This window comes from Bradyrhizobium sp. TM239, assembly GCF_036247985.1.
In the GTDB taxonomy this organism is placed as follows: Bacteria; Pseudomonadota; Alphaproteobacteria; order Rhizobiales; family Xanthobacteraceae; genus Bradyrhizobium; species Bradyrhizobium ottawaense.
The window spans coordinates 90,930-116,644 of the sequence record NZ_BTIR01000002.1 but is presented as its reverse complement, the minus strand read 5'-3'; the positions used below and the strand labels follow the sequence as shown (position 1 = coordinate 116,644).

The window sequence follows — 25,715 nt, the reverse complement described above, 5'->3', positions numbered from 1 at the left end:
GGAGAGTCAAATGGCCAAAGCAAAGTTTGAACGTAACAAGCCGCACTGCAACATCGGCACCATCGGTCACGTCGACCATGGCAAGACGTCGCTGACCGCGGCGATCACCAAGGTTCTCGCCGAAGCCGGCGGTGCGACGTTCACCGCGTACGACCAGATCGACAAGGCGCCGGAAGAGAAGGCGCGCGGCATCACGATCTCGACCGCGCACGTCGAGTACGAGACGCCGAACCGCCACTACGCCCACGTCGACTGCCCCGGCCACGCCGACTACGTCAAGAACATGATCACCGGCGCCGCCCAGATGGACGGTGCGATCCTGGTCGTGTCGGCCGCTGACGGCCCGATGCCGCAGACCCGCGAGCACATCCTGCTCGCCCGCCAGGTCGGCGTGCCCGCGCTCGTCGTGTTCCTCAACAAGTGCGACATGGTCGACGATCCGGAACTGCTTGAGCTCGTCGAGCTCGAAGTCCGCGAGCTGCTCTCGAAGTACGACTTCCCGGGCGACAAGATCCCGATCATCAAGGGCTCGGCGCTCGCCGCTCTCGAAGATTCCGACAAGAAGCTCGGCCACGACGCCATCCTCGAGCTGATGAAGAACGTCGACGAGTACATCCCGCAGCCGGAGCGTCCGATCGACCAGCCGTTCCTGATGCCGGTTGAAGACGTGTTCTCGATCTCGGGCCGCGGCACTGTCGTGACCGGTCGTGTCGAGCGCGGCATCGTCAAGGTCGGCGAGGAAATCGAGATCGTCGGTCTCCGTGCGACCCAGAAGACCACCGTCACCGGCGTCGAAATGTTCCGCAAGCTGCTCGATCAGGGCCAGGCCGGCGACAACATCGGTGCGCTGCTCCGCGGCACCAAGCGCGAAGACGTCGAGCGCGGCCAGGTGCTGTGCAAGCCGGGTTCGGTCAAGCCGCACACCAAGTTCAAGGCTGAGGCTTACATCCTCACCAAGGAAGAGGGCGGCCGCCATACCCCGTTCTTCACCAACTACCGTCCGCAGTTCTACTTCCGCACCACCGACGTGACCGGTGTCGTGCACCTGCCGGAAGGCACCGAGATGGTGATGCCGGGCGACAACATCGCGATGGAAGTGCACCTGATCGTGCCGATCGCGATGGAAGAGAAGCTCCGCTTCGCGATCCGCGAAGGTGGCCGCACCGTCGGCGCCGGCGTCGTCGCCTCGATCATCGAGTAATTACGAGAATAGGGATCGGCGAGTAGCGAATGGTGACATTCGCTATTCGCTATTCGCCACCCCACTGAAGAGAGACCACGGCAATGAACGGCCAAAACATTCGTATCCGTCTCAAGGCGTTCGACCATCGTATCCTCGATACGTCGACCCGCGAGATCGTGAACACGGCGAAGCGCACCGGCGCGCAGGTCCGCGGACCCATTCCGCTGCCCACCCGCATCGAGAAGTTCACCGTCAACCGTTCGCCCCACGTCGACAAGAAGAGCCGCGAGCAGTTCGAGATGCGCACTCACAAGCGCTTGCTCGATATCGTCGATCCGACCCCGCAGACCGTCGATGCTTTGATGAAGCTCGACCTGGCCGCCGGTGTCGACGTCGAGATCAAGCTCTAAGATTTTTGGATCCCGTTCGCGCAAGCGGACAGAAAGAACAGGAAGCAAGCCGATGCGCTCCGGAGTGATCGCACAAAAGGTCGGGATGACGCGGGTCTTTACAGAGGCCGGCGAACATATCCCCGTGACCGTGCTGAAGCTCGGCAATTGCCAGGTCGTGGGCCACCGTACCGAAGAGAAGAACGGTTACGTCGCGCTCCAGCTTGGTTCTGGTGCCCGCAAGACCGTTTACATGCCCAAGGCGGAGCGCGGCCAGTTCGCGGTCGCCAAGGTCGAGCCGAAGCGCCGGGTCGAGGAATTCCGCGTCACCGCGGATGCCATGATCCCGGTCGGCGCCGAGATCCTCGCCGACCACTTCGTCGTCGGCCAGTTCGTCGACGTCACCGGCACCTCGGTCGGTAAGGGCTTCGCCGGCGGCATGAAGCGCTGGAACTTCGGCGGTCTGCGCGCCACCCACGGCGTCTCGGTCTCGCACCGCTCGATCGGTTCGACCGGTGGCCGTCAGGACCCCGGCAAGACCTGGAAGAACAAGAAGATGCCCGGCCACATGGGTGTCGACCGCATCACCACGCTCAACCTTCGCGTCGTTCAGCTCGATGTCGAGCGTGGCCTGATCCTCGTCGAAGGCGCCGTTCCCGGCTCCAAGGGCGGCTGGATCCGCGTGCGCGACGCCGTCAAGAAGCCGCTGCCGAAGGAAGCTCCGAAGCCCGGCAAGTTCAAGGTTGCCGGTGGCGAAGCCGAGGCTGCGGCCCAGCAAGAGGGTGCGTGAGATGGAATTGAAGGTCACCACCCTCGAAGGTAAGGAAGCCGGCTCGGTCCAGCTCTCCGACACCATTTTCGGCCTCGAGCCGCGCCAGGACATCATTGCGCGTTGCGTGCAGTGGCAGCTCAACAAGCGTCAGGCCGGCACGCACAAGGCCAAGGGTCGCGCCGAGATCTGGCGCACCGGCAAGAAGATGTACAAGCAGAAGGGCACCGGTGGTGCTCGTCACGGCTCGGCCCGCGTGCCGCAGTTCCGTGGCGGCGGCCGTGCCTTCGGTCCGGTGGTGCGTTCGCACGCCACCGACCTGCCGAAGAAGGTCCGCGCGCTGGCGCTGAAGCATGCGCTCTCGGCCAAGGCCAAGGACGGCGATCTCGTCGTGATCGAGAAGGCCGCGCTGGAAGCCGCCAAGACCAAGGCGCTGCTCGGTCACTTCTCGGGTCTGGGTCTGACCAACGCGCTGATCATCGACGGCGCCGAGCTCAACAACGGCTTCGCCGCTGCGGCCCGCAACATCCCGAACATGGACGTGCTGCCGATCCAGGGCATCAACGTCTACGACATCCTGCGCCGTCAGAAGCTCGTTCTGACCAAGGCCGCCATCGATGCGCTGGAGGCGCGCTTCAAATGACGAAGAACATCGAGGCTCGCCACTACGACGTGATCCTGTCGCCGGTCGTGACCGAAAAGGCGACGATCGCCTCGGAGCACAACAAGGTGCTGTTCAAGGTCGCCGCCAAGGCGACGAAGCCGCAGATCAAGGAAGCGATCGAGAAGCTGTTCGACGTCAAGGTCAAGAGCGTCAACACGCTGGTCCGCAAGGGCAAGACCAAGATCTTCCGCGGCAATCTCGGCTCGCAGTCGAACTCCAAGCGCGCGATCGTGACTCTCGAAGAGGGTCACCGGATCGACGTGACCACCGGTCTGTAAGGTCGCACGACGATGGCACTGAAGACATTCAATCCCACGACGCCGGGCCAGCGCCAGCTGGTCATGGTCGATCGTTCGGCCCTCTACAAGGGCAAGCCGGTCAAGGCGCTGACCGAGGGCAAGCACTCCTCGGGCGGCCGCAACAGCACCGGTCGCATCACCGTGCGCTTCCGCGGCGGTGGTCACAAGCGGACGCTGCGCACCGTCGATTTCAAGCGTGAGAAGATCGACGTTCCCGCGACCGTCGAGCGGCTGGAATACGATCCGAACCGCAGCGGCTTCATCGCGCTGATCAAGTATCAGGACGGCGAGCAGGCCTACATCCTGGCGCCGCAGCGCCTCGCCGTGGGTGACACCATCATCGCCGGCAACTATGTCGACGTGAAGCCGGGCAACGTCATGCCGCTCGGTAACATGCCGGTCGGCACGATCATCCACAACATCGAGCTCAAGATCGGGAAGGGCGGCCAGCTCGCCCGTTCCGCGGGCACCTATGCCCAGCTCGTCGGCCGTGACCAGGACTACGTGATCATCCGCCTGAACTCGGGCGAGCAGCGCCTGGTGCACGGCCGTTGCCGCGGCACGATCGGCGCGGTGTCGAACCCGGATCACATGAACACCTCGATCGGCAAGGCCGGCCGCAACCGTTGGCTGGGCCGCAAGCCGCACAACCGCGGTGTTTCGATGAACCCGATCGACCATCCGCACGGCGGTGGTGAAGGTCGTACCTCGGGCGGTCGCCACCCGGTCACCCCGTGGGGCAAGCCGACCAAGGGCAAGAAGACCCGCACCAACAAGTCGACCAACAAATTCATTCTCCTAAGCCGCCACAAGCGGAAGAAGTAAGGAACGCCGGACATGGTTCGTTCAGTCTGGAAAGGCCCGTTCGTCGAGGGTTCTCTGCTCAAGAAGGCAGATGCCGCCCGTGCGTCCGGCCGTCACGACGTCATCAAGATCTGGAGCCGTCGCTCGACGATCCTGCCGCAGTTCGTCGGCCTGACCTTCGGCGTCTACAACGGTCAGAAGCACGTGCCGGTGGCCGTCAACGAGGAAATGGTCGGTCACAAGTTCGGCGAGTTCTCGCCGACCCGGACCTTCCATGGCCACTCCGGCGACAAGAAAGCCAAGAAGGCTTGAGGATTAAACGATGAGCAAACCTAAGCGCGAACGGAGCCTCGCCGAAAACGAGGCCAAGGCGGTCGCCCGGATGCTGCGGGTGAGCCCGCAGAAGCTCAACCTGGTCGCCCAGCTCATTCGCGGCCGGAAGGCAGCTGCTGCGCTCGCCGATCTGCAGTTTTCGCGCAAGCGGATCGCGGTCGACGTGAAGAAGTGCCTGGAATCGGCTATCGCCAATGCCGAGAACAACCACGATCTCGACGTCGACGATCTCGTCGTGGCGCAGGCCTTCGTCGGCAATGGCCTCGTGATGAAGCGCTTCGCAGCCCGCGGCCGTGGCCGCTCGGGCCGTGTCTACAAACCGTTTTCGCAGCTGACGATCATCGTTCGTCAGGTCGAAGCCGAAGCAGCCGCCTAAAGGCGCAGGAGAACACGATGGGTCAAAAGATCAATCCGATCGGTCTGCGTCTCGGCATCAACCGTACCTGGGATTCCCGCTGGTTCGCCGGCAAGCAGGAATACGGCAAGCTGCTGCACGAAGACGTCAAGATCCGTGAGATCCTGCACAAGGAGCTCAAGCAGGCGGCCGTCGCCCGCATCGTGATCGAGCGTCCGCACAAGAAGTGCCGCGTCACCATCCACTCGGCTCGTCCGGGCGTGGTGATCGGCAAGAAGGGCGCCGACATCGACAAGCTGCGCAAGAAGGTCGCGGACATCACTTCGTCCGACGTCGTCATCAACATCGTCGAAATCCGCAAGCCGGAGCTCGATGCGACGCTGGTGGCCGAGTCGATCGCGCAGCAGCTCGAGCGCCGCGTGGCGTTCCGCCGTGCCATGAAGCGCGCCGTTCAGTCGGCGATGCGTCTGGGCGCGGAAGGCATCCGCATCAACTGCTCGGGACGTCTGGGCGGTGCGGAAATCGCGCGCATGGAGTGGTACCGCGAAGGTCGCGTGCCGCTGCACACGCTGCGCGCCGACATCGACTACGGCGTTGCGACCGCGTTCACGACCTTCGGCACCTGCGGCGTCAAGGTCTGGATCTTCAAGGGTGAGATCCTCGAGCACGATCCGATGGCCCAGGACAAGAGAATGGCCGAAGGCGAGACGGGTGGCAGTGGTGATCGTGGTGGCCGTCAGCGCCGCGATACGGCTGTAGCCTAAAGCCGCACAGGAATTTGAGGGCTTAAAGCCATGATGCAACCTAAGAAAACGAAGTTCCGGAAGGCGCATAAGGGCCGCATCCACGGCGTTGCGTCTTCGGGCGCGACGTTGGCGTTCGGCCAGTTCGGCCTGAAGGCGACCGAGCCTGAGCGCGTCACCGCGCGCCAGATCGAAGCCGCTCGCCGCGCGCTGACCCGCCACATGAAGCGCGCCGGCCGCGTCTGGATCCGCGTGTTCCCCGACGTTCCGGTGTCGAAGAAGCCGGCCGAAGTCCGCATGGGCTCCGGCAAGGGTTCGCCGGAATTGTGGGTCGCCCGCGTCAAGCCGGGCCGGGTGCTGTTCGAGATCGACGGCGTCAACACCCAGACGGCGCGTGAGGCGCTGACCCTGGCGGCCGCCAAGCTGCCGATCAAGACGCGCTTCGTCGAGCGCATTGCGGAGTAATGGCCATGGCCCAGATGAAGATCGAAGACATCCGCGCGATGAGCCCCGACCAGCAGGACGACGCCGTCCTGAACCTGAAGAAGGAGCGCTTCAACCTGCGCTTCCAGCGCGCCACCGGGCAGCTCGAGAACACCTCGCGCCTGCGCGAGGCCCGCCGTGACATCGCCCGGATCAAGACCGTCGCCGCGCAGACGCGCGCGAAGAAGAAGTAAGAGGCTTACGAAGATGCCGAAACGTACTTTGCAGGGCGTGGTCGTCAGCGACAAGCAAGCCAAGACCATCGTGGTGCGCGTTGATCGCCGCTTCACGCACCCGATCTACAAGAAGACGATCCGCCGTTCGAAGAACTACCACGCGCACGACGAGAGCAACGAGTTCAAGCCGGGCGACATGGTGTGGATCGAGGAATCGAAGCCGATTTCGAAGTTGAAGCGCTGGGTCGTGATCCGGGGCGAACACAAGAAAAGCGCCTGATCTGTCGGCTTTAGCCGACTGACTTCAGGGAAATGTTGAGCGCCGGCTGGGCTGGCGCAAAGAGAAGAGGACGAGGTGCATCAATGATTCAGATGCAGACCAACCTCGACGTGGCCGACAATTCTGGCGCACGCCGTGTCATGTGTATCAAGGTGCTCGGGGGCTCCAAGCGCCGCTACGCCACGATCGGCGACATCATCGTCGTTTCGATCAAGGAAGCAATTCCGCGTGGCAAGGTGAAGAAGGGCGACGTGATGAAGGCCGTCGTGGTGCGCGTCCGCAAGGACATCCGCCGCGCCGACGGTTCGGTCATCCGCTTCGACCGCAACGCCGCCGTCCTGATCAACAACCAGTCCGAGCCGGTCGGCACCCGTATCTTCGGGCCCGTGCCGCGCGAGCTGCGCGCGAAGAACCACATGAAGATCATCTCGCTCGCGCCGGAGGTGCTGTGATGGCTGCCAAGATCCGCAAGGGCGACAAGGTCGTCGTGCTGACCGGCCGCGACAAGGGCCGCACCGGCGAAGTGTTCGAAGTGCGTCCCGACGCCGGCACGGCGCTGGTGCGCGGCATCAACATGGTCAAGCGTCACCAGAAGCAGACGCAGGCCCAGGAGGGCGGCATCATCTCGAAGGAGTCGCCGATCCAACTGTCCAACATCGCGTATGTCGGCAAGGATGGAAAGCCGACCCGCGTCGGATTCAAGATTCTGGCGGACGGCAAGAAGGTCCGCATCGCCAAGAGCTCGGGAGCTGAGATCGATGGCTGAGGCCGCTTACACGCCGCGCCTGCGCGCGGAATACGACGCGAAGATCCGCACGGCCATGACCGAGAAGTTCGGTTATGAGAACGTCATGCAGGTTCCGCGCCTGGACAAGGTCGTGCTGAACATGGGCGTTGGCGATTCCGTCAACGACCGCAAGAAGGCCGAGACCGCCGCTGCCGAGCTGACCCAGATCGCCGGCCAGAAGGCGATCGTGACCTATTCGCGTATCGCGATCGCGACCTTCAAGCTGCGTGAAAACCAGCCGATCGGCTGCAAGGTCACGCTGCGCAAGGCCCACATGTATGAGTTCATCGATCGCCTGGTGACGGTCGCGCTGCCGCGCGTCCGCGACTTCCGCGGCCTGAACCCGAAGAGCTTCGACGGCCGCGGCAACTACTCGCTCGGCATCAAGGAGCACATCATTTTCCCCGAGATCGACTTCGACAAGGTCACGGAAGCCCGCGGCATGGACATCACCGTCTGCACCACGGCCAAGACCGACGAAGAGGCGAGGGCCTTGTTGACCGCTTTCAATTTCCCGTTCCGGCAGTGAGACGCTGACCTAAAGCCTCTCAAACGCGGATACCCAGGAGCCAAGCATGGCAAAGAAGAGTTCAATCGAGAAGAACAACCGGCGCAAGCGGATGGTGAAGAACGCCGCCCCCAAGCGCGAGCGGTTGAAGGCGATCATCGCCGACAAGACGCTGCCGATGGAGGAGCGGTTCGCCGCCACCCTGAAGCTGGCGGAAATGCCGCGCAACTCGTCGGCAACCCGCATCCGCCTGCGTTGCGAGCTGTCGGGTCGTCCGCGCTCGAACTACCGCAAGAACAAGCTGTCCCGCATCGCGCTGCGCGAACTTGGCTCCAAGGGCATGGTCCCGGGCCTCGTGAAGTCCAGCTGGTAAGGAGGGTCGTTTAGATGTCTACGCACGATCCAATCAGCGATCTGATCACCCGTATCCGCAACGCGCAGATGCGCGCCAAGAGCAAGGTCTCCACGCCTGGTTCGAAGATGCGCGAGAACGTCCTCGAAGTGCTGAAGTCCGAGGGCTACATCCGCGGTTACGCCACGCTCGAGCATTCCTCGGGCCGCAGCGAGATCGAGATCGAGCTGAAATATTTCGACGGCGAGCCCGTCATCCGCGAGATCGAACGTGTCTCCAAGCCCGGGCGTCGCGTTTACGCCTCGGTGAAGAACCTGCCGCGGGTCAACAACGGGCTCGGCATTTCGGTGTTGTCGACGCCGAAGGGAATCATGGCCGACCACAGTGCGCGTGAAGCGAACGTGGGCGGTGAAGTTCTCTTCACGGTGTTCTGAGAAGGATTTTTGATCCATGTCACGAGTTGGCAAAAGGCCTGTTCCGGTTCCGTCGGGTGTGACCGCGACCGTCGATGGGCAGATCGTCAAGATGAAGGGGCCGAAGGGCCAGCTTCAGTTCGTCGTCCATGACGACGTCGAGGTGAAGCTCGAGAACGGCCAGGTCAAGGTGAACCCGCGGGTCGAGACCAACCGCGCGCGGGCGCTGTACGGTACCGCTCGCGCCCAGGTCGCGAATCTGGTCGAAGGCGTTACCAAGGGCTTCGAGAAGAAGCTCGAGATCACCGGCGTCGGTTACCGCGCCGCGATGCAGGGCAAGAACCTGCAGCTCGCGCTCGGGTACAGCCACGACGTGGTCTATGCGATCCCGGAAGGGATCACGATCACGGTGCCGAAGCCGACCGAGATCACGGTAACCGGCAGCGACATCCAGCGCGTCGGCCAGGTCGCCGCCGAGATTCGCTCCTATCGTCCGCCGGAGCCCTACAAGGGCAAGGGCGTGAAGTATGTTGGCGAATTCATCTTCCGCAAGGAAGGCAAGAAGAAGTAACGGAGCCGGTCATGTCGAAAGCCAAGGTTACGAATGCCCGGCGCAAGCGCAGTGTACGGCTGAAGCTGCGCCGCTCCGGTGGCGGCCGTCCGCGCCTGTCGGTGTTCCGCTCGTCCAAGCACATCTACGCCCAGGTCATCGACGACCTGAAGGGCGAGACGCTGGCCTCTGCCTCCTCGCTCGAGAAGTCGATGCGCGACGGCGGCAAGACCGGCGCCGACATCGATGCGGCGAAGGCGGTCGGCAAGCTGCTGGCCGAGCGCGCCGCCGAGAAGGGCGTCAAGGAAGTCGTGTTCGATCGCGGCAGCTACCTCTATCACGGGCGCGTCAAGGCTCTTGCCGATGCAGCGCGTGAGAGCGGGCTGAGCTTCTAACAGAATTTGAGGATTGAGGCGCAAGCCTCTGAAGGATTGGAAAAATGGCAGAACGCGAACAACGTGGTGGACGCGATCAACGCGGCGGCGGCGGACGTGAACGCAGGGAGCGCGAGGAGCGCGACAGCGAGTTCGTCGACAAGCTCGTCCACATCAACCGCGTGGCCAAGGTCGTCAAGGGCGGCAAGCGCTTCGGTTTTGCAGCCCTGGTCGTGATCGGCGACCAGAAGGGCCGCGCCGGCTTCGGTCACGGCAAGGCGCGCGAAGTGCCGGAGGCGATCCGCAAGGCCACCGAGTCCGCCAAGCGCAATCTGACCCGCGTCTCGCTGCGCGAGGGCCGCACGCTCCATCACGACATCGCCGGCCGTCATGGCGCGGGCCGTGTCTACCTGCGTGCAGCTCCGGCCGGTACCGGCATCATCGCCGGCGGCCCGATGCGCGCCGTGTTCGAGACGCTCGGCGTCCAGGACGTGGTCGCCAAGTCGATCGGCTCGTCGAACCCCTACAACATGGTTCGCGCGACCTTCGACGCACTGAAGCATCAGGATTCGCCGCGTTCGGTCGCAGCCCGCCGCAACATCAAGGTGTCCACTCTGCAGTCGCGCCGTATCGGTGGCGATGCCGAGGCGGCTGCCGACTAACGGAAGCTTTCGGAGTAGACTCCCATGGCCAAGAGTGCCGTTACGACCGCAAAGACGATCAAGCTCGAGCAGACGGGCAGCGCGATCCGCCGCCATCACTCGCAGCGCTCGACGCTGATCGGGCTCAAGCTCAACAAGATCGGCCGCACCAGCGAACTGCCGGATACTCCGGCTGTCCGCGGCATGATCGAGAAGGTTCACCATCTCGTCCGCATCGTCGACGAGAAGTAAATAAGGAGAAGGGCGATGAAGCTCAGCGATATCGCCGACAACGCCGGCTCGCGCAAGAAGCGTATGCGCGTCGGCCGTGGCATCGGTTCGGGCAAGGGCAAGCAGTCCGGCCGCGGCGGCAAGGGTCAGACCGCGCGTTCGGGCGTGCGCATCAAGGGTTTCGAAGGCGGCCAGATGCCGATGCATCGCCGTCTGCCCAAGCGCGGCTTCAACAACATCTTCCGCGTCGAGTTCGCCGAGATCAATCTCGACCGGCTCCAGGAAGCGGTCGATGCCAAGAAGATCGACGCCGGCAGCGTCGTGAACGTCGAGGCCTTGGTGAAGGGCGGCGTGCTGCGCCGGCCTAAGGGTGGCCTGCGGCTGCTCGGCCGCGGCGAGCTCAAGTCCAAGCTCAACATCGAAGTCCACGGCGCCACCAAGACCGCGATCGCCGCGGTCGAGAAGGCCGGCGGCTCGGTGAAGATCCTCGCCCCTGCCAAGGAAGAAGGCGAGGCGGCGTAACAACTGCGTCATTGGCCCGCGGCTCGCGGGCCTTTACGCGTGCGGGACGTGGACTTATCGAAGCCGAGCCCCAGATAATGTCCGGTGTCCGGTATAATGTAGCCCGGCCGCGGGCATGACGGCGCAATAGGCGGCGGGAGAAAGTCCAAGATGGCCTCTGCAGCGGAACAACTGGCAGCCAATCTTAATTTCGGTGCGTTTGCCAAGGCTGACGAACTGAAGAAGCGCATCTGGTTCACCCTGGGGGCGCTGCTCGTTTATCGGCTCGGGACCTACATCCCGCTCCCCGGCATCGATCCCAATATCTGGGAGCAGGTGTTCCGTTCCCAGGCGGGTGGCATCCTCGGCATGTTCAACATGTTCGCCGGCGGCGGCATCCACCGCATGGCGATCTTCGCACTGAACATCATGCCGTATATCTCGGCCTCGATCATCATCCAGCTCCTCACCACCGTCTCGCCGCAACTCGAGGCGCTGAAGAAGGAAGGCGAGTCCGGCCGCAAGCTGCTGAACCAGTACACCCGCTATCTCACCGTGATCCTGGCCGCGTTCCAGTCCTACGGCATTGCGGTGGGCCTCGAGGGCGCCGGCAACGTCGTCAGCGACCCCGGCCTGTTCTTCCGCCTGTCCACGGCGATCACGCTGACCGGCGGCACCATGTTCCTGATGTGGCTGGGCGAGCAGATCACCTCGCGCGGCATCGGCAACGGCATCTCGCTGATCATTCTCGCCGGCATCGTCGCCGAGCTGCCCGCCGCGCTCGCCAACATGCTCGAGCTCGGCCGTCAGGGCGCGATGTCGACCGGCCTGATCCTGGTCGTCATCATCATGGCGGTCGCCGTGATTGCCTTCATCGTGTTCATGGAGCGCGCGCAGCGTCGCCTCCTGATCCAGTATCCGAAGCGCCAGGTCGGCAACAAGATGTTCGAGGGCCAGTCCTCGCATCTGCCGCTCAAGCTCAACACCTCCGGCGTGATCCCGCCGATCTTCGCGTCCTCGCTGCTGCTGCTGCCGACCACGGTGGCGAACTTCAACGCGGGCAGTGGGCCGGAATGGTTCCAGTGGATCACCACCCAGCTCGGCCATGGCCGTCCGCTGTTCCTGATCATGTATCTGGCGCTGATCGTGTTCTTCGCCTTCTTCTACACCGCGATCGTGTTCAACCCGACCGAGACCGCGGACAATCTGAAGAAGCACGGCGGCTTCATTCCGGGCATCCGTCCCGGCGAACGCACCGCGGAATACATTGACTACGTGCTCTCGCGCATCACTGTGCTCGGCGCGGTCTATCTGGCGATCGTCTGCTTGATCCCGGAAATCCTGATCTCCTACGCCTCGGTGCCGTTCTACTTCGGCGGTACCTCGCTGCTGATCGTGGTCAGCGTCACCATGGATACGGTGGCGCAGGTACAGGGCTATCTGCTGGCGCATCAGTATGAAGGCCTGATCCGCAAGTCGAAGCTGCGCGGCCGCCGTAGATGAGCAGGGAGCTCGCGCGCCGGATCGCTTTCACGATTGGCGCGCTGCTCCTTTTCAGGCTTGGCACCCAGGTCCCGTTCGTCGGGATGGGGGCGCCGAGCCCGTCGTTCTCAGGCGAACATGTGGTTCGCTTTTCGATCTTCGCGCTCGGTATCCTTCCCTATCTGACGGCCGCGATCGTGGTCCGGCTTGTCTCGCTGGTATCGCGGCGCTTGAGCTCACTCGAGAGGTCGGGCGAGCGCGGCCGGCGCAGGATCTCCGGCTACACGCTGATCGTGACCCTGGTCTTCACCACCTTCCAGGCCTACGGCTACGCCTCGACCATCCGGACAATTCCGGCGCTGGTCCCCGATCCCGACGCATGGCCCGTGCTCGCGGCCACGGCCTCGATCGTGGGTGGCGTGTTCGTCCTGGTCTGGCTCAGCGAACAGATCACCCGCCACGGCATCGGCAATGGTCTGGCGCTGCTGCTCAGCGTCAATATTCTCGTTCATGTCCCGGTCGACATCGCCGGCATCGCACGCCTTCTGCAGGACGGCCAGGTATCCGGCAGTGTAGTGCTGTTCCACGCGCTGGTCTGGATCGGGGTCGTCGCCCTGATCGTCTTCGTCGAAGGTGCGCGACGCAATGTCCGTGTCGAGTTCGCCGAGCGCAGACTTGGAGGCAGACTTGGAGATCGCCTGCTGCCCGCGCGAGCAGCGGTTCTCCCGATCAAGATCAACAGCGCAGGTTTTCTGGTGCCGGCCACCGTGGCGCCGTGGATCCTGTTTCTGCCGGTGGCTGGTTTGGCCTACATCTTTGGTGCCGATACGCCGTGGGTCGCAGCCGCCTACCGGCAACTTGGGTTTGGCATGCTGGCCCATTCAGTCCTTGGATCGGTTGCGATCTTTGTGCTGGCCTTCATCTACACCGCCTACGTCGTCGATCCCGAGCACGCGGCCAAATCCCTGGCCGCGCGCGACGGCACGATTCCCGGTGTCGCGCCGGGCGAGGCGACCGCCAACTATCTCGACCGCGTCGTGTCATTGACGACAGTCGTCGGAGCCGTCTACCTGACTGTGTTGCAGTTGATTCCGGAGGTCTTCGAGCTTTACGGGATCGGGCTGCCTTATAGTATGATGATCAATGGCGGTGGGGCGCTGGTTGTGGTTTGCACCGCTCTTGATATCAAAACACAGGTGCGCGACGTATCGCTCACCAATCCGGGGGGCGTACGCCGATGAGAATTATACTTCTGGGACCGCCGGGGTCGGGCAAGGGGACCCAGGCGCAGTTGCTGGTGCAACGCTATGGCATCGTCCAGCTCTCGACCGGCGAGATGCTGCGTGCCGCGGTCGCGGCCGGTACGCCGGTCGGGCTGAAGGCCAAGGAGATCATGGCCAGCGGTGCTCTCGTGCCCGACGAGGTCGTGGTCGGAATCATCTCCGATCGGATCGACCAGCCGGATGCCCGCAACGGCTTCATCCTCGACGGTTTCCCGCGCACCGTGCCGCAGGCCGAGGCGCTGGACGAGCTGCTCAAGCACAAGCACCTCAAGCTCGACGCCGTGATCGAGCTCCGCGTCAACGAGAGCGCGCTCCTGAACCGTGTCGAGACCCGCGTCGCCCAGATGCGTGAGCGCGGGGAGGAGGTCCGACTCGACGACACCCCGGAGGTCCTGGCCAAGCGGTTAGCCAATTACCGCAACCAGACGGAACCGCTGATTCACTATTATTCCGAGCGGCGCAAGCTCTCGACCATCGACGGCATGATGGCCATCGACGAGGTCACCCGCGCCATCCACCGCCAGCTCCTGGCGCTGGGGGCGGTCGAACCCAAGACCCATACCAAGAGCGCGGCCAAGGCTGCGCCGGCTAAAAAGACCAAGGCGGCGAAGAAAACGGCCAAAAAACCGGCGAAAGCAGCCAAAAAGGCCGCCAAATCGGCCAAGACCGCCAAACAGGCGGCCAGGAAAGCCGTTAAGAAAGCCGTCAAAGGTGCGAAGAAGGCGACCAGGAAAGCGGCCAGAAAGGCAGCCAAAACGACCGCCAAGAGGGCTGTCAAGAAGGGTGCCAAAAAGGCCGCAAAAAAGGTCACGAAAAAGCGAGCTAAGCGCTAGCAGCGGTTGACGAAAGCCCCCTGAATCCCCTAATAAGCCCCGCATCCAAGTCGGATAGTTTCAAACGATGCCGGGCCCCAGGAAGACCAGGGGTGGGCGTCGTGTTCGCGTTTGTGAACACCTGCCCGAGAAACCAAGCACTTAAAGACCGGTTCCTGACGAGGGATCGGCAACAGGAGAGAAGGCCGTGGCCCGTATTGCCGGCGTGAACATCCCGACCAACAAGCGCGTGCTGATCGCGCTCCAGTACATCCACGGCATCGGCCAGAAGATCGCCGGTGAGATCCTGGAGAAGGTGAAGATCCCCGTGGATCGTCGCGTCAATCAGCTGAGCGACGCCGAAGTGCTCCAGATCCGCGAAGTGATCGACCGCGACTATCTCGTCGAGGGCGACCTGCGTCGTGAGGTCGGCATCAACATCAAGCGTCTGATGGACCTCGGCTGCTATCGCGGCCTGCGTCATCGTCGCGGCCTGCCGGTGCGCGGTCAGCGCACCCACACCAATGCGCGCACGCGCAAGGGTCCGGCCAAGGCCATCGCCGGCAAGAAGAAGTAAGTTTTCGAATCCAAATCGCGGCGTGTGGCGAACAGGGATGACCCGTTCGCCACGCGCCTTTCGTTCCACAGGTGTAGCCGCTGGCATTACGGCGGCGTTTGAGATCTTCAGGAAAGGTAATCTATGGGCAAGGAAGCCACCCGCGTTCGTCGTCGTGAGCGCAAGAACATCGCCTCCGGCGTCGCGCACGTGAACTCGTCGTTCAACAACACGACCATCACCATCACCGACGCGCAGGGCAACACGATTGCCTGGTCTTCCGCCGGCACGATGGGCTTCAAGGGCTCGCGCAAGTCGACCCCGTACGCCGCGCAGGTTGCCGCCGAGGACGTGTCCAAGAAGGCCCAGGAGCACGGCATGCGCACGCTGGAAGTCGAAGTCGCAGGTCCCGGTTCGGGCCGCGAATCGGCGCTCCGCGCGCTTCAGGCCGCAGGCTTCACCGTGACCTCGATCCGTGACGTGACCACGATCCCGCACAACGGTTGCCGTCCCCGCAAGCGTCGGCGCGTTTGATTAAGAGGTTGCGGGCGCATCGGCGCCCGCAATGACTTTTGTAAGAAGCCGCAGGTGCGACCTGCGGCCTTTCTCCAACGCCAGTGTCTGCAACGGCAGTTCGACTGGCCTGTATGGGTGAAACAGTGACGATCCAGAAAAATTGGCAAGAACTGATTCGGCCGAACAAGCTCCAGATTCAGCCCGGCAGCGATCCCTCGCGTTTCGCGACCATCGTCGCCGAGCCGCTCGAGCGCGGCTTCGGCCAGACGCTCGGCAACGCGCTGCGCCGCATCCTGCTCTCCTCGCTCCAGGGCGCGGCGGTGCAGTCGGTGCACATCGACGGCGTGCTGCACGAGTTCTCCTCGATCGCGGGCGTCCGTGAGGACGTCACCGACATCGTGCTCAACATCAAGGACATCTCGATCAAGATGCAGGGCGAAGGCCCCAAGCGCATGGTCGTGAAGAAGCAGGGCCCGGGCGTCGTCACCGCCGGCGACATCCAGACCGTCGGCGACGTCGTCGTGCTCAACCCGGACCTCCAGATCTGCACGCTCGACGAGGGCGCCGAGATCCGCATGGAGTTCACGGTCGCCACCGGCAAGGGCTACGTGCCCGCCGAGCGCAACCGTCCCGAGGATGCGCCGATCGGCCTGATTCCGGTCGACAGCCTGTACTCGCCGGTTCGCAAGGTCTCCTACAAGGTCGAGAACACCCGCGAGGGCCAGATCCTCGACTACGACAAGCTGACCATGACGATCGAGACCAACGGCGCGCTGACGCCGGATGATTCCGTGGCCTATGCCGCGCGCATCCTCCAGGACCAGCTCAACGTGTTCGTCAACTTCGAAGAGCCGCGCAAGGAAGTCGCCCAGGAGATCATCCCGGACCTCGCCTTCAACCCGGCCTTCCTCAAGAAGGTGGACGAGCTCGAACTGTCGGTGCGTTCGGCCAACTGCTTGAAGAACGACAACATCGTCTACATCGGCGACCTCGTGCAGAAGAGCGAAGCGGAAATGCTCCGCACTCCGAACTTCGGCCGCAAGTCCCTGAACGAGATCAAGGAAGTGCTGGCCCAGATGGGTCTGCATCTCGGCATGGAAGTGCCGGGCTGGCCGCCGGAGAACATCGACGAGCTCGCCAAGCGCTTCGAGGATCACTACTGAGAATTCGTCGTTCCGGGGCGGCTCGCAGAGCCGAACCCGGAACCTCGAGATTCCGGATCGCCGCTTCGCGCTGTCCGGAACGACACCATGGGCGAACGCAGGCAGCCCACCTGAGCAACATGTCCGACGAACCGTCGTGGCAGTTTTTACGTAAGGAATAGTCACATGCGTCACGGCAAGGTTCATCGGAAGCTCAACCGAACTGCCGAGCATCGCCGCGCGATGTTCGCCAATATGTGCGCCGCGCTGATCAAGCACGAGCAGATCGTCACCACGCTGCCGAAGGCGAAGGAACTCCGTCCGATCGTCGAGAAGCTCGTCACCCTCGGCAAGAAGGGCGGGCTGGCCATGCGCCGCCAGGCCATCTCCGAGATGCGCGACAAGGACCAGGTGAAGAAGCTGTTCGACGTGCTGGCGGCTCGCTACAAGGACCGCCAGGGCGGCTATACCCGCATCATCAAGGCCGGCTTCCGCTACGGCGACAATGCCGCCATGGCCGTGATCGAGTTCGTCGATCGCGACGTCGACGCCAAGGGCCAGGATTCCGGTCCGGTGCAGGAGAAGGAAGCCGAGGCGGCGTAAGCCGATCGGTCCTTGAGTTTTCGAAAGCGGCGCCCTTGGGCGCCGCTTTTTTGTATGGCGCGGCGACATCTCATGCCGCGCACCGATTTGTTGAACGCGATTCTGGCCCGGGGGGCTGCAATGAGGATTGTGTTTGGGATTGCGCTGGCGCTTGCGATGTCGCCGGCCTCGGGCGAAACGCTGGTCGAGCGCGGCGCCTATCTCGTCAACAGCGTGATGGTCTGCCACAACTGCCACACGCCGCGCGGACCGCAAGGGCTCGATCTCTCGCGCGCACTCTCGGGCGGCAGCCAGATCTTCGACGCGCCGGCGTTCAAGGTCTCCGGCTCCAACATCACGCCGGACAAGGACACCGGCATCGGCAGCTGGCGTGAAGCCGAGCTGAAGCGGTTTCTCGTCAGCGGCATCAGGCCGAACGGAACCAGGGTCGCGCCGATCATGCCGACCGCGTTCTACACGGTGCTGACGAGCCGCGATCTCGACGCGCTCGCGGCATACCTGGGCTCCGTGCCGCCGGTGCGCCATGAAACACCGGCGCCGGAATACAAGACCGCGCTGAAGCCGGAGATGCCGACCTATGCCGGCCAGCAGGCAACCGATGCGGAGCTGACCGACAAGCTCGCGCGCGGCCGTTATCTCCTGACCATCGCCCATTGCCTGGAATGCCACACGCCCGAAGGCCCCTCGGCCGTGCACGATTTCGCGTCAGCAAGCGGCAAGGGCGGCCGGACCTTCAGGGGACCTTGGGGCGATTCCGTCTCTCCCAACATCACCGCGGATTCCGCCGCAGGCCTCGGGCAGTGGAGCGACGACGAAATCAAACGTGCGATTGCGCAAGGCATCGCGCGTGACGGCCACAAGCTCAAGCCGCCGATGGCCTATGCTGCCTATGCCAGCATGACCGCACAGGATCTCGATGCCATCGTCGCGTTCGTCCGGACGCTGCCGGCGAAGAAATAGGTGCCGTAGGGTGGCCAAAGGCTCGCTCCTCGCGCGCCGTGCCCACCGCTCCATCTGTACCCCGCCCTGGCGGGGTAGGCACGCTGCGCTTTGCCTACCCTACGATCCTTTCGGTGCGACGAAATCCTCACGCGTCGGTGAGCGTCGATTGCATCCTCCCGTGCACCGCACGATATGCGCTTCAACATCAGAGGAGATATCGCATGAACATCGACCTTTCCGGAAAGACCGCCCTCGTGACCGGCTCGACCGCCGGCATCGGCCACGCCATCGCCAGAGGCCTCGCAGCCTCCGGCGCGAGCGTCGTGATCAACGGGCGCGGCCAGGACAAGGTCGATGCGGCGGTGCGCAAGCTGGAAGGGACGGGCGCGAAGGTGCGCGGTATCGCCGCCGACGTCTCGACCGCAGCGGGCTGCAAGGCGCTCGTCGCGGCGCTTGGCGAGGTCGACATCCTCATCAACAACGCCGGTATCTTCGAGCCCAAGGATTTCTTCGAAATTCCGGACGAGGACTGGAGCCGCTTCTTCGAGGTCAACGTCATGAGCGGCGTGCGGCTGTCGCGCGCTTACCTGAAGGGCATGCTCAAGCGCAATTGGGGCCGCATCGTCTTCATCTCCTCGGAGTCCGGGCTCAACATTCCCGTCGAGATGATCCACTACGGCGTGAGCAAGACGGCCCAGCTCTCGGTCGCGCGCGGCCTCGCGCAGCTCACGCGCGGCACCGGCGTCACCGTCAATTCCGTGTTGCCGGGCCCGACCATGTCGGAGGGCGTCGAGACCTTTGTGAAGGATCTCGCAAAGCAGAACGGCCAGTCTGTGGACGAGGCCGCAGCCAATTTCGTCAAGCAGCATCGTCCGAGCTCGCTGCTGCAACGCTTCGCCAGTGTCGACGAGATCGCCAACATGGTGGTCTATGTTGCGTCGAAGCAGGCGTCCGCGACCAATGGTGCGGCGCTACGGGCCGAGGGCGGCATCGTCAATACCATCGCCTAGGTGAGGCGGTAGGGTGGGTTAGCCCTGCAGATGCGCGAAGCGCATCTGCTCGGCGTAACCCACCACTGGTACTATTCGCGGACGCAGAAGAGGTGGGTTACGCCGCGCTAACCCACCCTACGAGACCTTCGCCTACCACCCCTCGAGCACGATCTTGCCGCGCGACTTGCCGCTCTCCAGCAGCGCATGCGCGCGCTTGAGGTTGGCGGCGTTGATCGTACCGAAAGTCTGGTCGAGCGTGGTGCGCAGCACGCCCTTGTCGATGAGGTCGGCGACGTCGTTCAGCAGATGATGCTGCGCGATCATGTCTGATGTCTGGAACGAGGAGCGCGTGAACATCGATTCCCAATGCACCGAGATCGCCTTGCCCTTGAACGTGCTCATGGTGAATTCCGGGGGATCGTCGATCAGGCCGAACCGACCCTGCGGCGCCATGAACTCGGCGATCGCCTTGTAGTGCTGATCGGTGAAGGTGAGGCTCGCCACCAGGGCTACCGGCGGCAGTTTCAGTTTTTCGATCTGCTCCTTCATCGGCTTGCCGTGGTCGATCACCGCATGCGCGCCGAGATCGAGACACCATTTTTGCGAGTCCGGCCGCGTCGCGGTCGCAACCACCGTCAATCCGGTGAGGCGGCGGGCGAGCTGGATCAGGATCGAACCGACGCCGCCGGCGCCGCCCGTGATCAGCAGCGTGCGCGGATCGACGCTCTTGCCGGGCACCGCGCCGAGCCGGTCGAACAGCAATTCCCAGGCGGTGATGGAGGTGAGGGGAAGAGCGGCGGCCTGCGCAAATGACAGGCTCTTCGGTTTGTTGCCGACGATGCGCTCGTCGACCAGGTGGAATTCGGAGTTGGTGCCCTGGCGCAGGATCGAGCCGGCGTAGAACACTTCGTCCCCCGGCTTGAACAGCGTGACCTCGGGCCCGACGGCATCGACCACGCCGGCCGCGTCATAACCCAGGATCTTGGTCTCGCCCTCGGGCGGCGCTGCGCGCTTGCGCACCTTGTAATCGACCGGATTGGCCGAGATCGCCTTCACGGCGACGCGGACGTCGCGCCCTTTGGGCTCGGGCTTTGCGGTTTCGAAATCGATCAGCGAATCCGGGTTCTCGATCGGAAGCGATTTCTTGTAGCCGACGGCTTTCATGGCTTGTCTCCATCAGATGGTGCGCAGCTTGGCATGGGCGCGCCTGGCCTGCTAACTGTCCCGCTAGCTCCAATTTGGCAAGTACTGTAAATTTGGGGATATAGTCCCTGTTTGGATACTATTGGGAAAACAAGCATGAAACGGAGCAATTTTGCCCGGCGCCCGGGCTGCTCGGTCGAAGCGACGCTGGATCTGATCGACGGCAAGTGGAAGGGCGTGATCCTCTATCACCTGCAGAGCGGCACCCAGCGCTTCGGCGAATTGCGCCGCCGGATGCCCGGCATCACCCAGCGCATGCTGACCAAGCAGCTTCGCGCGCTGGAGGAGGACAAGCTCGTCATCCGCAAGGTCTATGCCGAGGTGCCGCCGCGCGTCGAGTATTGCCTCTCCGAACTCGGCGAGAGCCTCAAACCGGTGATCGATATCCTGAAGGCCTGGGGCGAGAGCCATCAGCAGCGTCAGTCCTGCGCACCGGCGCCGGCCGTGGTGAAGAAGCCGAAGCGCGCGGCGTAAATTGTAGAGAAGTTGGCGCTGCATTTTCGGTGTCGTCCCGGCCTAGTGCGCAATTGCGCACGGGGGGCCGGGACCCATAACCCCAGGGAGGAGTTATAGCGCGAGCTGGTAACTCCGAGTCTTCGCCAAACTACTCCCTGTGGTTATGGGTCCCGGGTTCGCGCTCGCGCGCGCCCCGGGACGACGTCCATGGCCTCAGAACGCGAACTGCGTGCGCATCGCGACCGCATCGAACTTCGAGCCGACATCTGCGGTCGCGACCGGCGAGGCTTGCCTCGACACCGTGCCATGCAGATAGTCGAGCATGAAGCGGACGTTGCCGTTGACGTACCAGTTGAGCGCCAGCGTGTAGACGGTTTGCCGGCCGCCGGCGATGCCGGTCGCTGTGCCCAACTGATTGTTGAGGTCGACCGTCGAGAAGCGCCCCGCGATCTCCCACGCACCCCAGCCGCCGCCTTCGAGCGAGAACGGATGCGCCGGCTTGACGCCGCTATAGGCCGCGTTCGCCGCGTTGTAGCTGCGGCCTTCGCCCGTCAGCACGTAGCCGGCCTGCGCGTAGCCACCCTGGAATTTCAGGCTGGGTGCGCCGACCAGCGGCACGCCGGTGTTGGCGGTCCGGTCGACATTGTACCAGAAATATTCGCCCTGAACGATGAGCGGACCGTAGGTTGCGGCCGCTTCGACACTATAGACTTGCGCGCCCGAGACATTCGCAATTGCGCCGGTCGAGATCAGCGTGGTCGGGTCGAGACGCAATTCCGGACGATCGCTGAGCGTGACGGTTTGCGTGTTGGCGATGAGATTGCGCGGCGGCTGGATCAGCCACTGGGCGTCGGCACCGATATGCACCGAGTAGTCCTTGCCGCTGATGGGGTTGCCGGCAACGCGCGCCACAGCGCCATATTGCTCGCTCGTGCCCGCCGGCGCCGCGCTCGAAGCCGAGTGGATTGCGCCGGTCGACGGCCCCGTGACATAGCCGCCGATCCAGAGCTGGTCGTTGTACCAGCGCGTACCGGCTGCGGAGCGGAAGTCGCCGGCAGCGATGTTGGTGGCGATGATGCCGGCCGAGGCGCGCTCCATGAACATGATCTCGTTGGAGCTCGTGGCCTCATCGAGCGTGTAGGGCACGTCCATGATGCCGGCTTCGATCGCCATCTTGCCGCCGAACGGCTTCAAGCCGGTGTAGCTGAGATAGGCGTTTTCGACGCCGGAGACGCCGCCGCCCGGCAGTGATCCAGGGGCCGTGCCGCCAAAACCGTCGGACGAGCCGCCGAAATCGTAGACTAGTGCGAAGTTCCAATCATTGAAGAATTTGCCGGTGACGCCGATGCGCGCGCGGCGGACGTTCTGGCCGCTGTCGAGCTTCTGCGGCACGGTCGCTGCCGTGTTGGGACGATAGTCATAGCCGCCGACATCCCAGTGCAGACGGCTGGTGATGGCGACGCAATTGGCCTGGTCGGCGGTGCAGATGGTCGGCCGGTTGTTCGGCATGGTCACGACCACGCCGGATGCAGGCGCCGGCCCCTTGACGGGGATCGCCGCGTTCGCGTTGGCCACCACCGCCTTCGCCTCCGAGCGCGCTTCGGCTTTGGCCTCGGCCTTTGCTTCGGCTTTGGCTTTTGCCGTGGCCGCCGCGTTCGCGGCGGTCTGGCTCTGGAGCTTGTCGAGCTTCTGCTCCAGCATCTTCAACTGTTGTTTGAGCAGTGCGATCTCCTGTTCGCTGCTGCTTGCTGATTGGGCCTGGGCCTGCGAGGCCGCCAACGCGCCGGCGAGGCCAATCGCCGTGGCTGCAATCCTTGTCCTGCTCACGTCATGACTCCATCGTTTGACCAATTTCCCCAAGTCGCAGGCGGTGAGGCTAGGAACGATTGATGACTGCCCCGCGACGACGCGCGTCGATTGCGTGGTTCCCACTGATGCAAATTCGCCGCAACCGAATCCACCGTGAGCAAGGATGCAAGATGATGCGCGTCATGCCAATCCACGAGGCGAGACAAATCGCCGTTTCGCACGCTTGGCTTGCAGGCCGCAGACGTCGGACGGAGGCCGAATATTGCCGCCCGGCGCCCTTCTATTGGGGAACGAACGCGCCTATATTCCGGCGTCTTTTCCAAGAGGTAGGAATGTTTCGATCGATCCGGACCGCCGTCGTCACGGCATTGTGCATAGGCTTTTCCGCCCACTTCAACCCGGCTGCGGCGCAGGACCGTCGGGTCCCGTCGTCGCCGGCCGAGCTGCGGCTGTCCTATGCGCCGATCGTGCAGCGGGTGCAGCCGGCCGTGGTCAACGTCTATGCCGCCAAGGTGGTGCAGAACCGCAACCCGCTGCTGGACGATCCGATCTTCCGCCGCTTCTTCGGCGTGCCGGGCCAGCAGCCCGAGCAGATGCAGCGCTCGCTCGGCTCCGGCGTCATCGTCGATGCGTCCGGCCTCGTCGTCACCAACGTCCACGTCATCGAGGGCGCGGATCAGGTGAAGGTGTCGCTGTCGGACAAGCGCGAGTTCGAAGCGGAGATCCTGCTGAAGGATACGCGCACCGATCTTGCCGTGCTGCGCCTGAAGGACACCAAGGAGAAATTCCCGACCCTCGATTTCACCAATTCCGACGAATTGCTGGTCGGCGACGTCGTGCTCGCGATCGGCAATCCCTTCGGCGTCGGCCAGACCGTGACTCACGGCATCATCTCGGCGCTGGCGCGCACGCAGGTCGGCATCACCGATTATCAGTTCTTCATCCAGACCGATGCGGCGATCAATCCCGGCAATTCCGGCGGCGCGCTGGTCGACATGAGCGGCAAGCTCGCGGGCATCAACACCGCGATCTATTCGCGCTCCGGCGGCTCGCAAGGCATCGGCTTTGCAATTCCTGCCAACATGGTGCGTGTCGTCGTTGCCTCCGCCAAGAGCGGCGGCAAAGCGGTGAAGCGGCCGTGGCTCGGGGCAAGATTGCAGGCGGTGACGCCCGAGATCGCCGAAAGTCTCGGCCTGCGCTCGCCGACCGGCGCACTGGTCGCGAGCGTGGTGTCGAACGGCCCCGCCGCGAAGGCGGGCCTGAAGTCGTCCGATCTCATCACCGGGATCGATGGCCAGACCGTGGATGATCCCAATGCCTTCGACTATCGCTTCGCCACCCGTCCGCTCGGCGGCAGCGCGCAGATCGACGTGCAGCGCAGCGGCAAGCCGCTCAAGCTGACGGTGGCGCTGGAGACCGCGCCCGACACGGGCCGTAACGAGCTCGTCGTCACCGCGCGATCGCCGTTCCAGGGCGCCAAGGTTTCGACCATCACGCCGGCGGTGGCCGACGAGCTGCATCTGGATGCAGATACCGAGGGTGTCGTGATCACCGATCTCGGCGGCGACAGTGCGGCCGCGAATGTCGGCTTCCAGAAGGGCGACATCATCCTGGCGGTCAACAACCAGAAGATCAGCAAGACCGGCGACCTCGAGAAGGCGGCCGGAGAGCGCCCGCGGATCTGGCGCATCACGCTGGTGCGCGGCGGCCAGCAGATCAACGTCACGCTGGGCGGATGAGTCCGAAGCGACCACAGACGCCAACGCTCTTTGCCGCGGCGGGGCTCGACCACGAGGCCCCGCATCCGCTGCCGGACCGGCTGCGCCCGCGCGCGCTGTCGGAGGTCGTCGGCCAGGACCACATCCTCGGTCCCGACGGCGCGCTGACGCGCATGCTGGAGACGCGCACGCTCGGCTCGCTGGTGTTCTGGGGCCCGCCCGGCACCGGCAAGACCACGGTGGCGCGGCTGCTGGCGGATGCGACAGATTTGCATTTCGAGCAGATCTCCGCGGTGTTCTCCGGCGTCGCCGATCTGAAGAAGGCGTTCGACGCCGCGCGCGCCCGCCGCGAGATGGGCAAGGGCACGCTTCTGTTCGTCGATGAGGTGCATCGCTTCAACCGCGCCCAGCAGGATTCGTTTCTGCCCGTGATGGAAGACGGCACGGTGGTGATGGTCGGCGCTACCACCGAGAACCCGTCCTTCGAGCTCAACGCGGCGTTGCTCTCTCGCGCGCGCGTGCTGGTGTTCCGCTCGCTCGATGCCGCCGCGATCGAAAAGCTGTTCGCGCATGCCGAGGCGGTCGAGGGCCGCAAGCTGCCGCTCGATGCGGAGGCGCGCGCTGTGCTGGTGCGCATGGCCGATGGCGACGGAAGGGCGTCGCTGACGCTCGCCGAGGAGGTCTGGCGTTCGGCGCGGGCGAACGAGATCTTCAATGCCGCCCAGTTACAGGATATCCTGCAGCGCCGCGCCCCGATCTACGACAAATCGGCCGACGGCCATTACAATCTGATCTCGGCGCTGCATAAGTCGGTGCGAGGCTCCGATCCCGATGCCGCGCTGTATTATCTCTGCCGCATGCTCGATGCCGGCGAGGACCCGCTGTTCCTGGCCCGCCGCGTCGTGCGCATGGCGGTGGAGGACATCGGCCTTGCCGATCCGCAAGCACTCGTGATCGCCAATGCGGCCAAGGATGCCTTCGATTTCCTCGGCCATCCCGAAGGCGAGCTCGCCATCGCGCAGGCCGTGGTCTATCTCGCCACCGCGCCGAAATCGAACGCGGTCTACACCGCCTTCAAGGCTGCGATGCAGACGGCAAAGCAGGCCGGCTCGCTGCTGCCGCCAAAACACATCCTCAATTCCCCGACCAAGCTGATGAAGTCCGAAGGCTACGGCGCGGCCTACGAATACGACCACGACGCCCCCGATGCTTTCTCCGGCCAGGACTACTTCCCGGAAGCCCTGGGCCGCCAGACTTTCTACGACCCGCCCGAGCGCGGCTTCGAGCGCGAGATCAGGAAGCGGCTGGACTACTGGGCCAAGCTGCGCAAGGAGCGGGGCGGCTCGCGCTAGAAATGGCCATTTCG

Annotated in this window: 36 protein-coding genes; 34 read left to right on the top strand and 2 right to left on the bottom strand. The window is 64.0% G+C overall.

Going from position 1 to position 25,715, the window contains the following annotated elements; all coding sequences use genetic code 11:
- Nucleotides 1–10 precede the first annotated feature (10 nt).
- From tuf to AABA84_RS04715, 31 genes are all read left to right on the top strand, one after another.
- A complete protein-coding gene (gene tuf, locus AABA84_RS04865; protein WP_008136415.1) occupies nt 11–1,201 on the top strand; it encodes an elongation factor Tu in 1,191 nt (396 codons plus the stop codon).
- 83 nt (nt 1,202–1,284) lie between these two features.
- Nucleotides 1,285–1,593 carry a 30S ribosomal protein S10 gene (gene rpsJ / locus AABA84_RS04860; protein ID WP_002712302.1) on the top strand — a complete coding sequence of 103 codons (309 nt, stop codon included), beginning with the start codon at nt 1,285–1,287 and terminating at the stop codon, nt 1,591–1,593.
- Between the two features lie 52 nt (nt 1,594–1,645).
- Nucleotides 1,646–2,362, top strand: a complete 717-nt coding sequence (gene rplC / locus AABA84_RS04855; RefSeq protein ID WP_018322262.1) for a 50S ribosomal protein L3 — start codon at nt 1,646–1,648, stop codon at nt 2,360–2,362.
- A gap of 1 nt (nt 2,363) precedes the next feature.
- Nucleotides 2,364–2,984, top strand: coding sequence for a 50S ribosomal protein L4 (gene rplD, locus AABA84_RS04850; protein ID WP_020508797.1), 621 nt, complete (start codon nt 2,364–2,366; stop codon nt 2,982–2,984).
- A complete protein-coding gene (locus AABA84_RS04845) occupies nt 2,981–3,283 on the top strand; it encodes a 50S ribosomal protein L23 (protein WP_063195096.1) in 303 nt (100 codons plus the stop codon). The genes rplD and AABA84_RS04845 overlap by 4 nt, the downstream gene beginning before the upstream one ends.
- A 12-nt stretch (nt 3,284–3,295) precedes the next feature.
- On the top strand, nt 3,296–4,129 hold the full coding sequence (gene rplB, locus AABA84_RS04840; protein ID WP_091957434.1) for a 50S ribosomal protein L2: 834 nt from the start codon (nt 3,296–3,298) through the stop codon (nt 4,127–4,129).
- Between the two features lie 12 nt (nt 4,130–4,141).
- Nucleotides 4,142–4,420, top strand: a complete 279-nt coding sequence (rpsS, locus tag AABA84_RS04835) for a 30S ribosomal protein S19 (protein WP_008136357.1) — start codon at nt 4,142–4,144, stop codon at nt 4,418–4,420.
- Between the two features lie 10 nt (nt 4,421–4,430).
- Nucleotides 4,431–4,817 carry a 50S ribosomal protein L22 gene (gene rplV / locus AABA84_RS04830; RefSeq protein WP_008136353.1) on the top strand — a complete coding sequence of 129 codons (387 nt, stop codon included), beginning with the start codon at nt 4,431–4,433 and terminating at the stop codon, nt 4,815–4,817.
- A gap of 17 nt (nt 4,818–4,834) precedes the next feature.
- Complete coding sequence (gene rpsC / locus AABA84_RS04825) at nt 4,835–5,560, top strand: 30S ribosomal protein S3 (protein WP_212249001.1); 726 nt, start codon at nt 4,835–4,837, stop codon at nt 5,558–5,560.
- Between the two features lie 30 nt (nt 5,561–5,590).
- Nucleotides 5,591–6,004 carry a 50S ribosomal protein L16 gene (rplP, locus tag AABA84_RS04820; RefSeq protein ID WP_008136349.1) on the top strand — a complete coding sequence of 138 codons (414 nt, stop codon included), beginning with the start codon at nt 5,591–5,593 and terminating at the stop codon, nt 6,002–6,004.
- 5 nt (nt 6,005–6,009) lie between these two features.
- Complete coding sequence (gene rpmC / locus AABA84_RS04815; RefSeq protein WP_026202715.1) at nt 6,010–6,216, top strand: 50S ribosomal protein L29; 207 nt, start codon at nt 6,010–6,012, stop codon at nt 6,214–6,216.
- 13 nt (nt 6,217–6,229) lie between these two features.
- Nucleotides 6,230–6,478, top strand: coding sequence for a 30S ribosomal protein S17 (rpsQ, locus tag AABA84_RS04810; RefSeq protein WP_007603028.1), 249 nt, complete (start codon nt 6,230–6,232; stop codon nt 6,476–6,478).
- A gap of 83 nt (nt 6,479–6,561) precedes the next feature.
- A complete protein-coding gene (gene rplN, locus AABA84_RS04805; RefSeq protein ID WP_007603030.1) occupies nt 6,562–6,930 on the top strand; it encodes a 50S ribosomal protein L14 in 369 nt (122 codons plus the stop codon).
- The gene (rplX, locus tag AABA84_RS04800; RefSeq protein WP_007603031.1) at nt 6,930–7,244 is read left to right on the top strand and encodes a 50S ribosomal protein L24; all 315 of its coding nucleotides are present in this window, start codon (nt 6,930–6,932) and stop codon (nt 7,242–7,244) included. The genes rplN and rplX overlap by 1 nt, the downstream gene beginning before the upstream one ends.
- On the top strand, nt 7,237–7,794 hold the full coding sequence (rplE, locus tag AABA84_RS04795; RefSeq protein ID WP_018322267.1) for a 50S ribosomal protein L5: 558 nt from the start codon (nt 7,237–7,239) through the stop codon (nt 7,792–7,794). The genes rplX and rplE overlap by 8 nt, the downstream gene beginning before the upstream one ends.
- 46 nt (nt 7,795–7,840) lie before the next feature.
- Nucleotides 7,841–8,146: a 30S ribosomal protein S14 gene (rpsN, locus tag AABA84_RS04790; RefSeq protein WP_212249000.1), complete on the top strand. Its 306-nt coding sequence runs from the start codon at nt 7,841–7,843 to the stop codon at nt 8,144–8,146.
- 14 nt (nt 8,147–8,160) lie between these two features.
- Complete coding sequence (gene rpsH, locus AABA84_RS04785) at nt 8,161–8,559, top strand: 30S ribosomal protein S8 (protein ID WP_027535303.1); 399 nt, start codon at nt 8,161–8,163, stop codon at nt 8,557–8,559.
- Nucleotides 8,560–8,575: 16 nt separating this feature from the next.
- A complete protein-coding gene (gene rplF, locus AABA84_RS04780) occupies nt 8,576–9,109 on the top strand; it encodes a 50S ribosomal protein L6 (protein WP_212248999.1) in 534 nt (177 codons plus the stop codon).
- 11 nt (nt 9,110–9,120) lie between these two features.
- A complete protein-coding gene (gene rplR / locus AABA84_RS04775; protein ID WP_007603036.1) occupies nt 9,121–9,483 on the top strand; it encodes a 50S ribosomal protein L18 in 363 nt (120 codons plus the stop codon).
- 44 nt (nt 9,484–9,527) lie between these two features.
- A complete protein-coding gene (gene rpsE, locus AABA84_RS04770; RefSeq protein WP_018322271.1) occupies nt 9,528–10,124 on the top strand; it encodes a 30S ribosomal protein S5 in 597 nt (198 codons plus the stop codon).
- Nucleotides 10,125–10,148: 24 nt separating this feature from the next.
- The gene (gene rpmD / locus AABA84_RS04765; protein ID WP_212248998.1) at nt 10,149–10,355 is read left to right on the top strand and encodes a 50S ribosomal protein L30; all 207 of its coding nucleotides are present in this window, start codon (nt 10,149–10,151) and stop codon (nt 10,353–10,355) included.
- Between the two features lie 15 nt (nt 10,356–10,370).
- On the top strand, nt 10,371–10,856 hold the full coding sequence (gene rplO / locus AABA84_RS04760) for a 50S ribosomal protein L15 (RefSeq protein ID WP_028141003.1): 486 nt from the start codon (nt 10,371–10,373) through the stop codon (nt 10,854–10,856).
- Between the two features lie 150 nt (nt 10,857–11,006).
- Nucleotides 11,007–12,338, top strand: a complete 1,332-nt coding sequence (gene secY / locus AABA84_RS04755) for a preprotein translocase subunit SecY (protein WP_028141002.1) — start codon at nt 11,007–11,009, stop codon at nt 12,336–12,338.
- Nucleotides 12,335–13,558, top strand: coding sequence for a preprotein translocase subunit SecY (locus AABA84_RS04750; protein ID WP_338311523.1), 1,224 nt, complete (start codon nt 12,335–12,337; stop codon nt 13,556–13,558). The genes secY and AABA84_RS04750 overlap by 4 nt, the downstream gene beginning before the upstream one ends.
- Nucleotides 13,555–14,433, top strand: coding sequence for an adenylate kinase (locus tag AABA84_RS04745; protein WP_338306308.1), 879 nt, complete (start codon nt 13,555–13,557; stop codon nt 14,431–14,433). The genes AABA84_RS04750 and AABA84_RS04745 overlap by 4 nt, the downstream gene beginning before the upstream one ends.
- 187 nt (nt 14,434–14,620) lie before the next feature.
- Nucleotides 14,621–14,989: a 30S ribosomal protein S13 gene (gene rpsM, locus AABA84_RS04740; protein WP_008549231.1), complete on the top strand. Its 369-nt coding sequence runs from the start codon at nt 14,621–14,623 to the stop codon at nt 14,987–14,989.
- A 123-nt stretch (nt 14,990–15,112) separates the two neighbouring features.
- Nucleotides 15,113–15,502: a 30S ribosomal protein S11 gene (rpsK, locus tag AABA84_RS04735; protein ID WP_007603045.1), complete on the top strand. Its 390-nt coding sequence runs from the start codon at nt 15,113–15,115 to the stop codon at nt 15,500–15,502.
- Nucleotides 15,503–15,615: 113 nt separating this feature from the next.
- The gene (locus AABA84_RS04730) at nt 15,616–16,647 is read left to right on the top strand and encodes a DNA-directed RNA polymerase subunit alpha (protein WP_212248995.1); all 1,032 of its coding nucleotides are present in this window, start codon (nt 15,616–15,618) and stop codon (nt 16,645–16,647) included.
- Nucleotides 16,648–16,812: 165 nt separating this feature from the next.
- Nucleotides 16,813–17,229 carry a 50S ribosomal protein L17 gene (rplQ, locus tag AABA84_RS04725; protein WP_094895374.1) on the top strand — a complete coding sequence of 139 codons (417 nt, stop codon included), beginning with the start codon at nt 16,813–16,815 and terminating at the stop codon, nt 17,227–17,229.
- 120 nt (nt 17,230–17,349) lie between these two features.
- Nucleotides 17,350–18,189, top strand: coding sequence for a c-type cytochrome (locus AABA84_RS04720; protein WP_212248994.1), 840 nt, complete (start codon nt 17,350–17,352; stop codon nt 18,187–18,189).
- 203 nt (nt 18,190–18,392) lie between these two features.
- Nucleotides 18,393–19,181, top strand: a complete 789-nt coding sequence (locus AABA84_RS04715) for an SDR family NAD(P)-dependent oxidoreductase (protein ID WP_212248993.1) — start codon at nt 18,393–18,395, stop codon at nt 19,179–19,181.
- A gap of 132 nt (nt 19,182–19,313) precedes the next feature.
- On the opposite strand, the gene AABA84_RS04710 is transcribed toward AABA84_RS04715, so the two are convergent.
- On the bottom strand, nt 19,314–20,327 hold the full coding sequence (locus AABA84_RS04710) for a zinc-binding alcohol dehydrogenase family protein (RefSeq protein WP_212248992.1): 1,014 nt from the start codon (nt 20,325–20,327) through the stop codon (nt 19,314–19,316).
- A gap of 135 nt (nt 20,328–20,462) precedes the next feature.
- Here AABA84_RS04710 and AABA84_RS04705 point away from each other — a divergent pair, with 135 nt between their 5' ends.
- Nucleotides 20,463–20,840, top strand: coding sequence for a winged helix-turn-helix transcriptional regulator (locus tag AABA84_RS04705; RefSeq protein WP_212248991.1), 378 nt, complete (start codon nt 20,463–20,465; stop codon nt 20,838–20,840).
- Nucleotides 20,841–21,035: 195 nt separating this feature from the next.
- Here AABA84_RS04705 and AABA84_RS04700 read toward each other — a convergent pair whose 3' ends face one another.
- Nucleotides 21,036–22,649 (bottom strand): OprO/OprP family phosphate-selective porin, encoded by a 1,614-nt coding sequence (locus AABA84_RS04700; protein ID WP_338306305.1) that lies wholly within the window; start codon nt 22,647–22,649, stop codon nt 21,036–21,038.
- A 314-nt stretch (nt 22,650–22,963) separates the two neighbouring features.
- Here AABA84_RS04700 and AABA84_RS04695 point away from each other — a divergent pair, with 314 nt between their 5' ends.
- Nucleotides 22,964–24,370: a DegQ family serine endoprotease gene (locus AABA84_RS04695; RefSeq protein WP_338306304.1), complete on the top strand. Its 1,407-nt coding sequence runs from the start codon at nt 22,964–22,966 to the stop codon at nt 24,368–24,370.
- A complete protein-coding gene (locus AABA84_RS04690; protein ID WP_338311522.1) occupies nt 24,367–25,701 on the top strand; it encodes a replication-associated recombination protein A in 1,335 nt (444 codons plus the stop codon). Before AABA84_RS04695 ends, AABA84_RS04690 begins: the two co-directional genes overlap by 4 nt.
- The last annotated feature ends 14 nt before the right edge of the window (nt 25,702–25,715 follow it).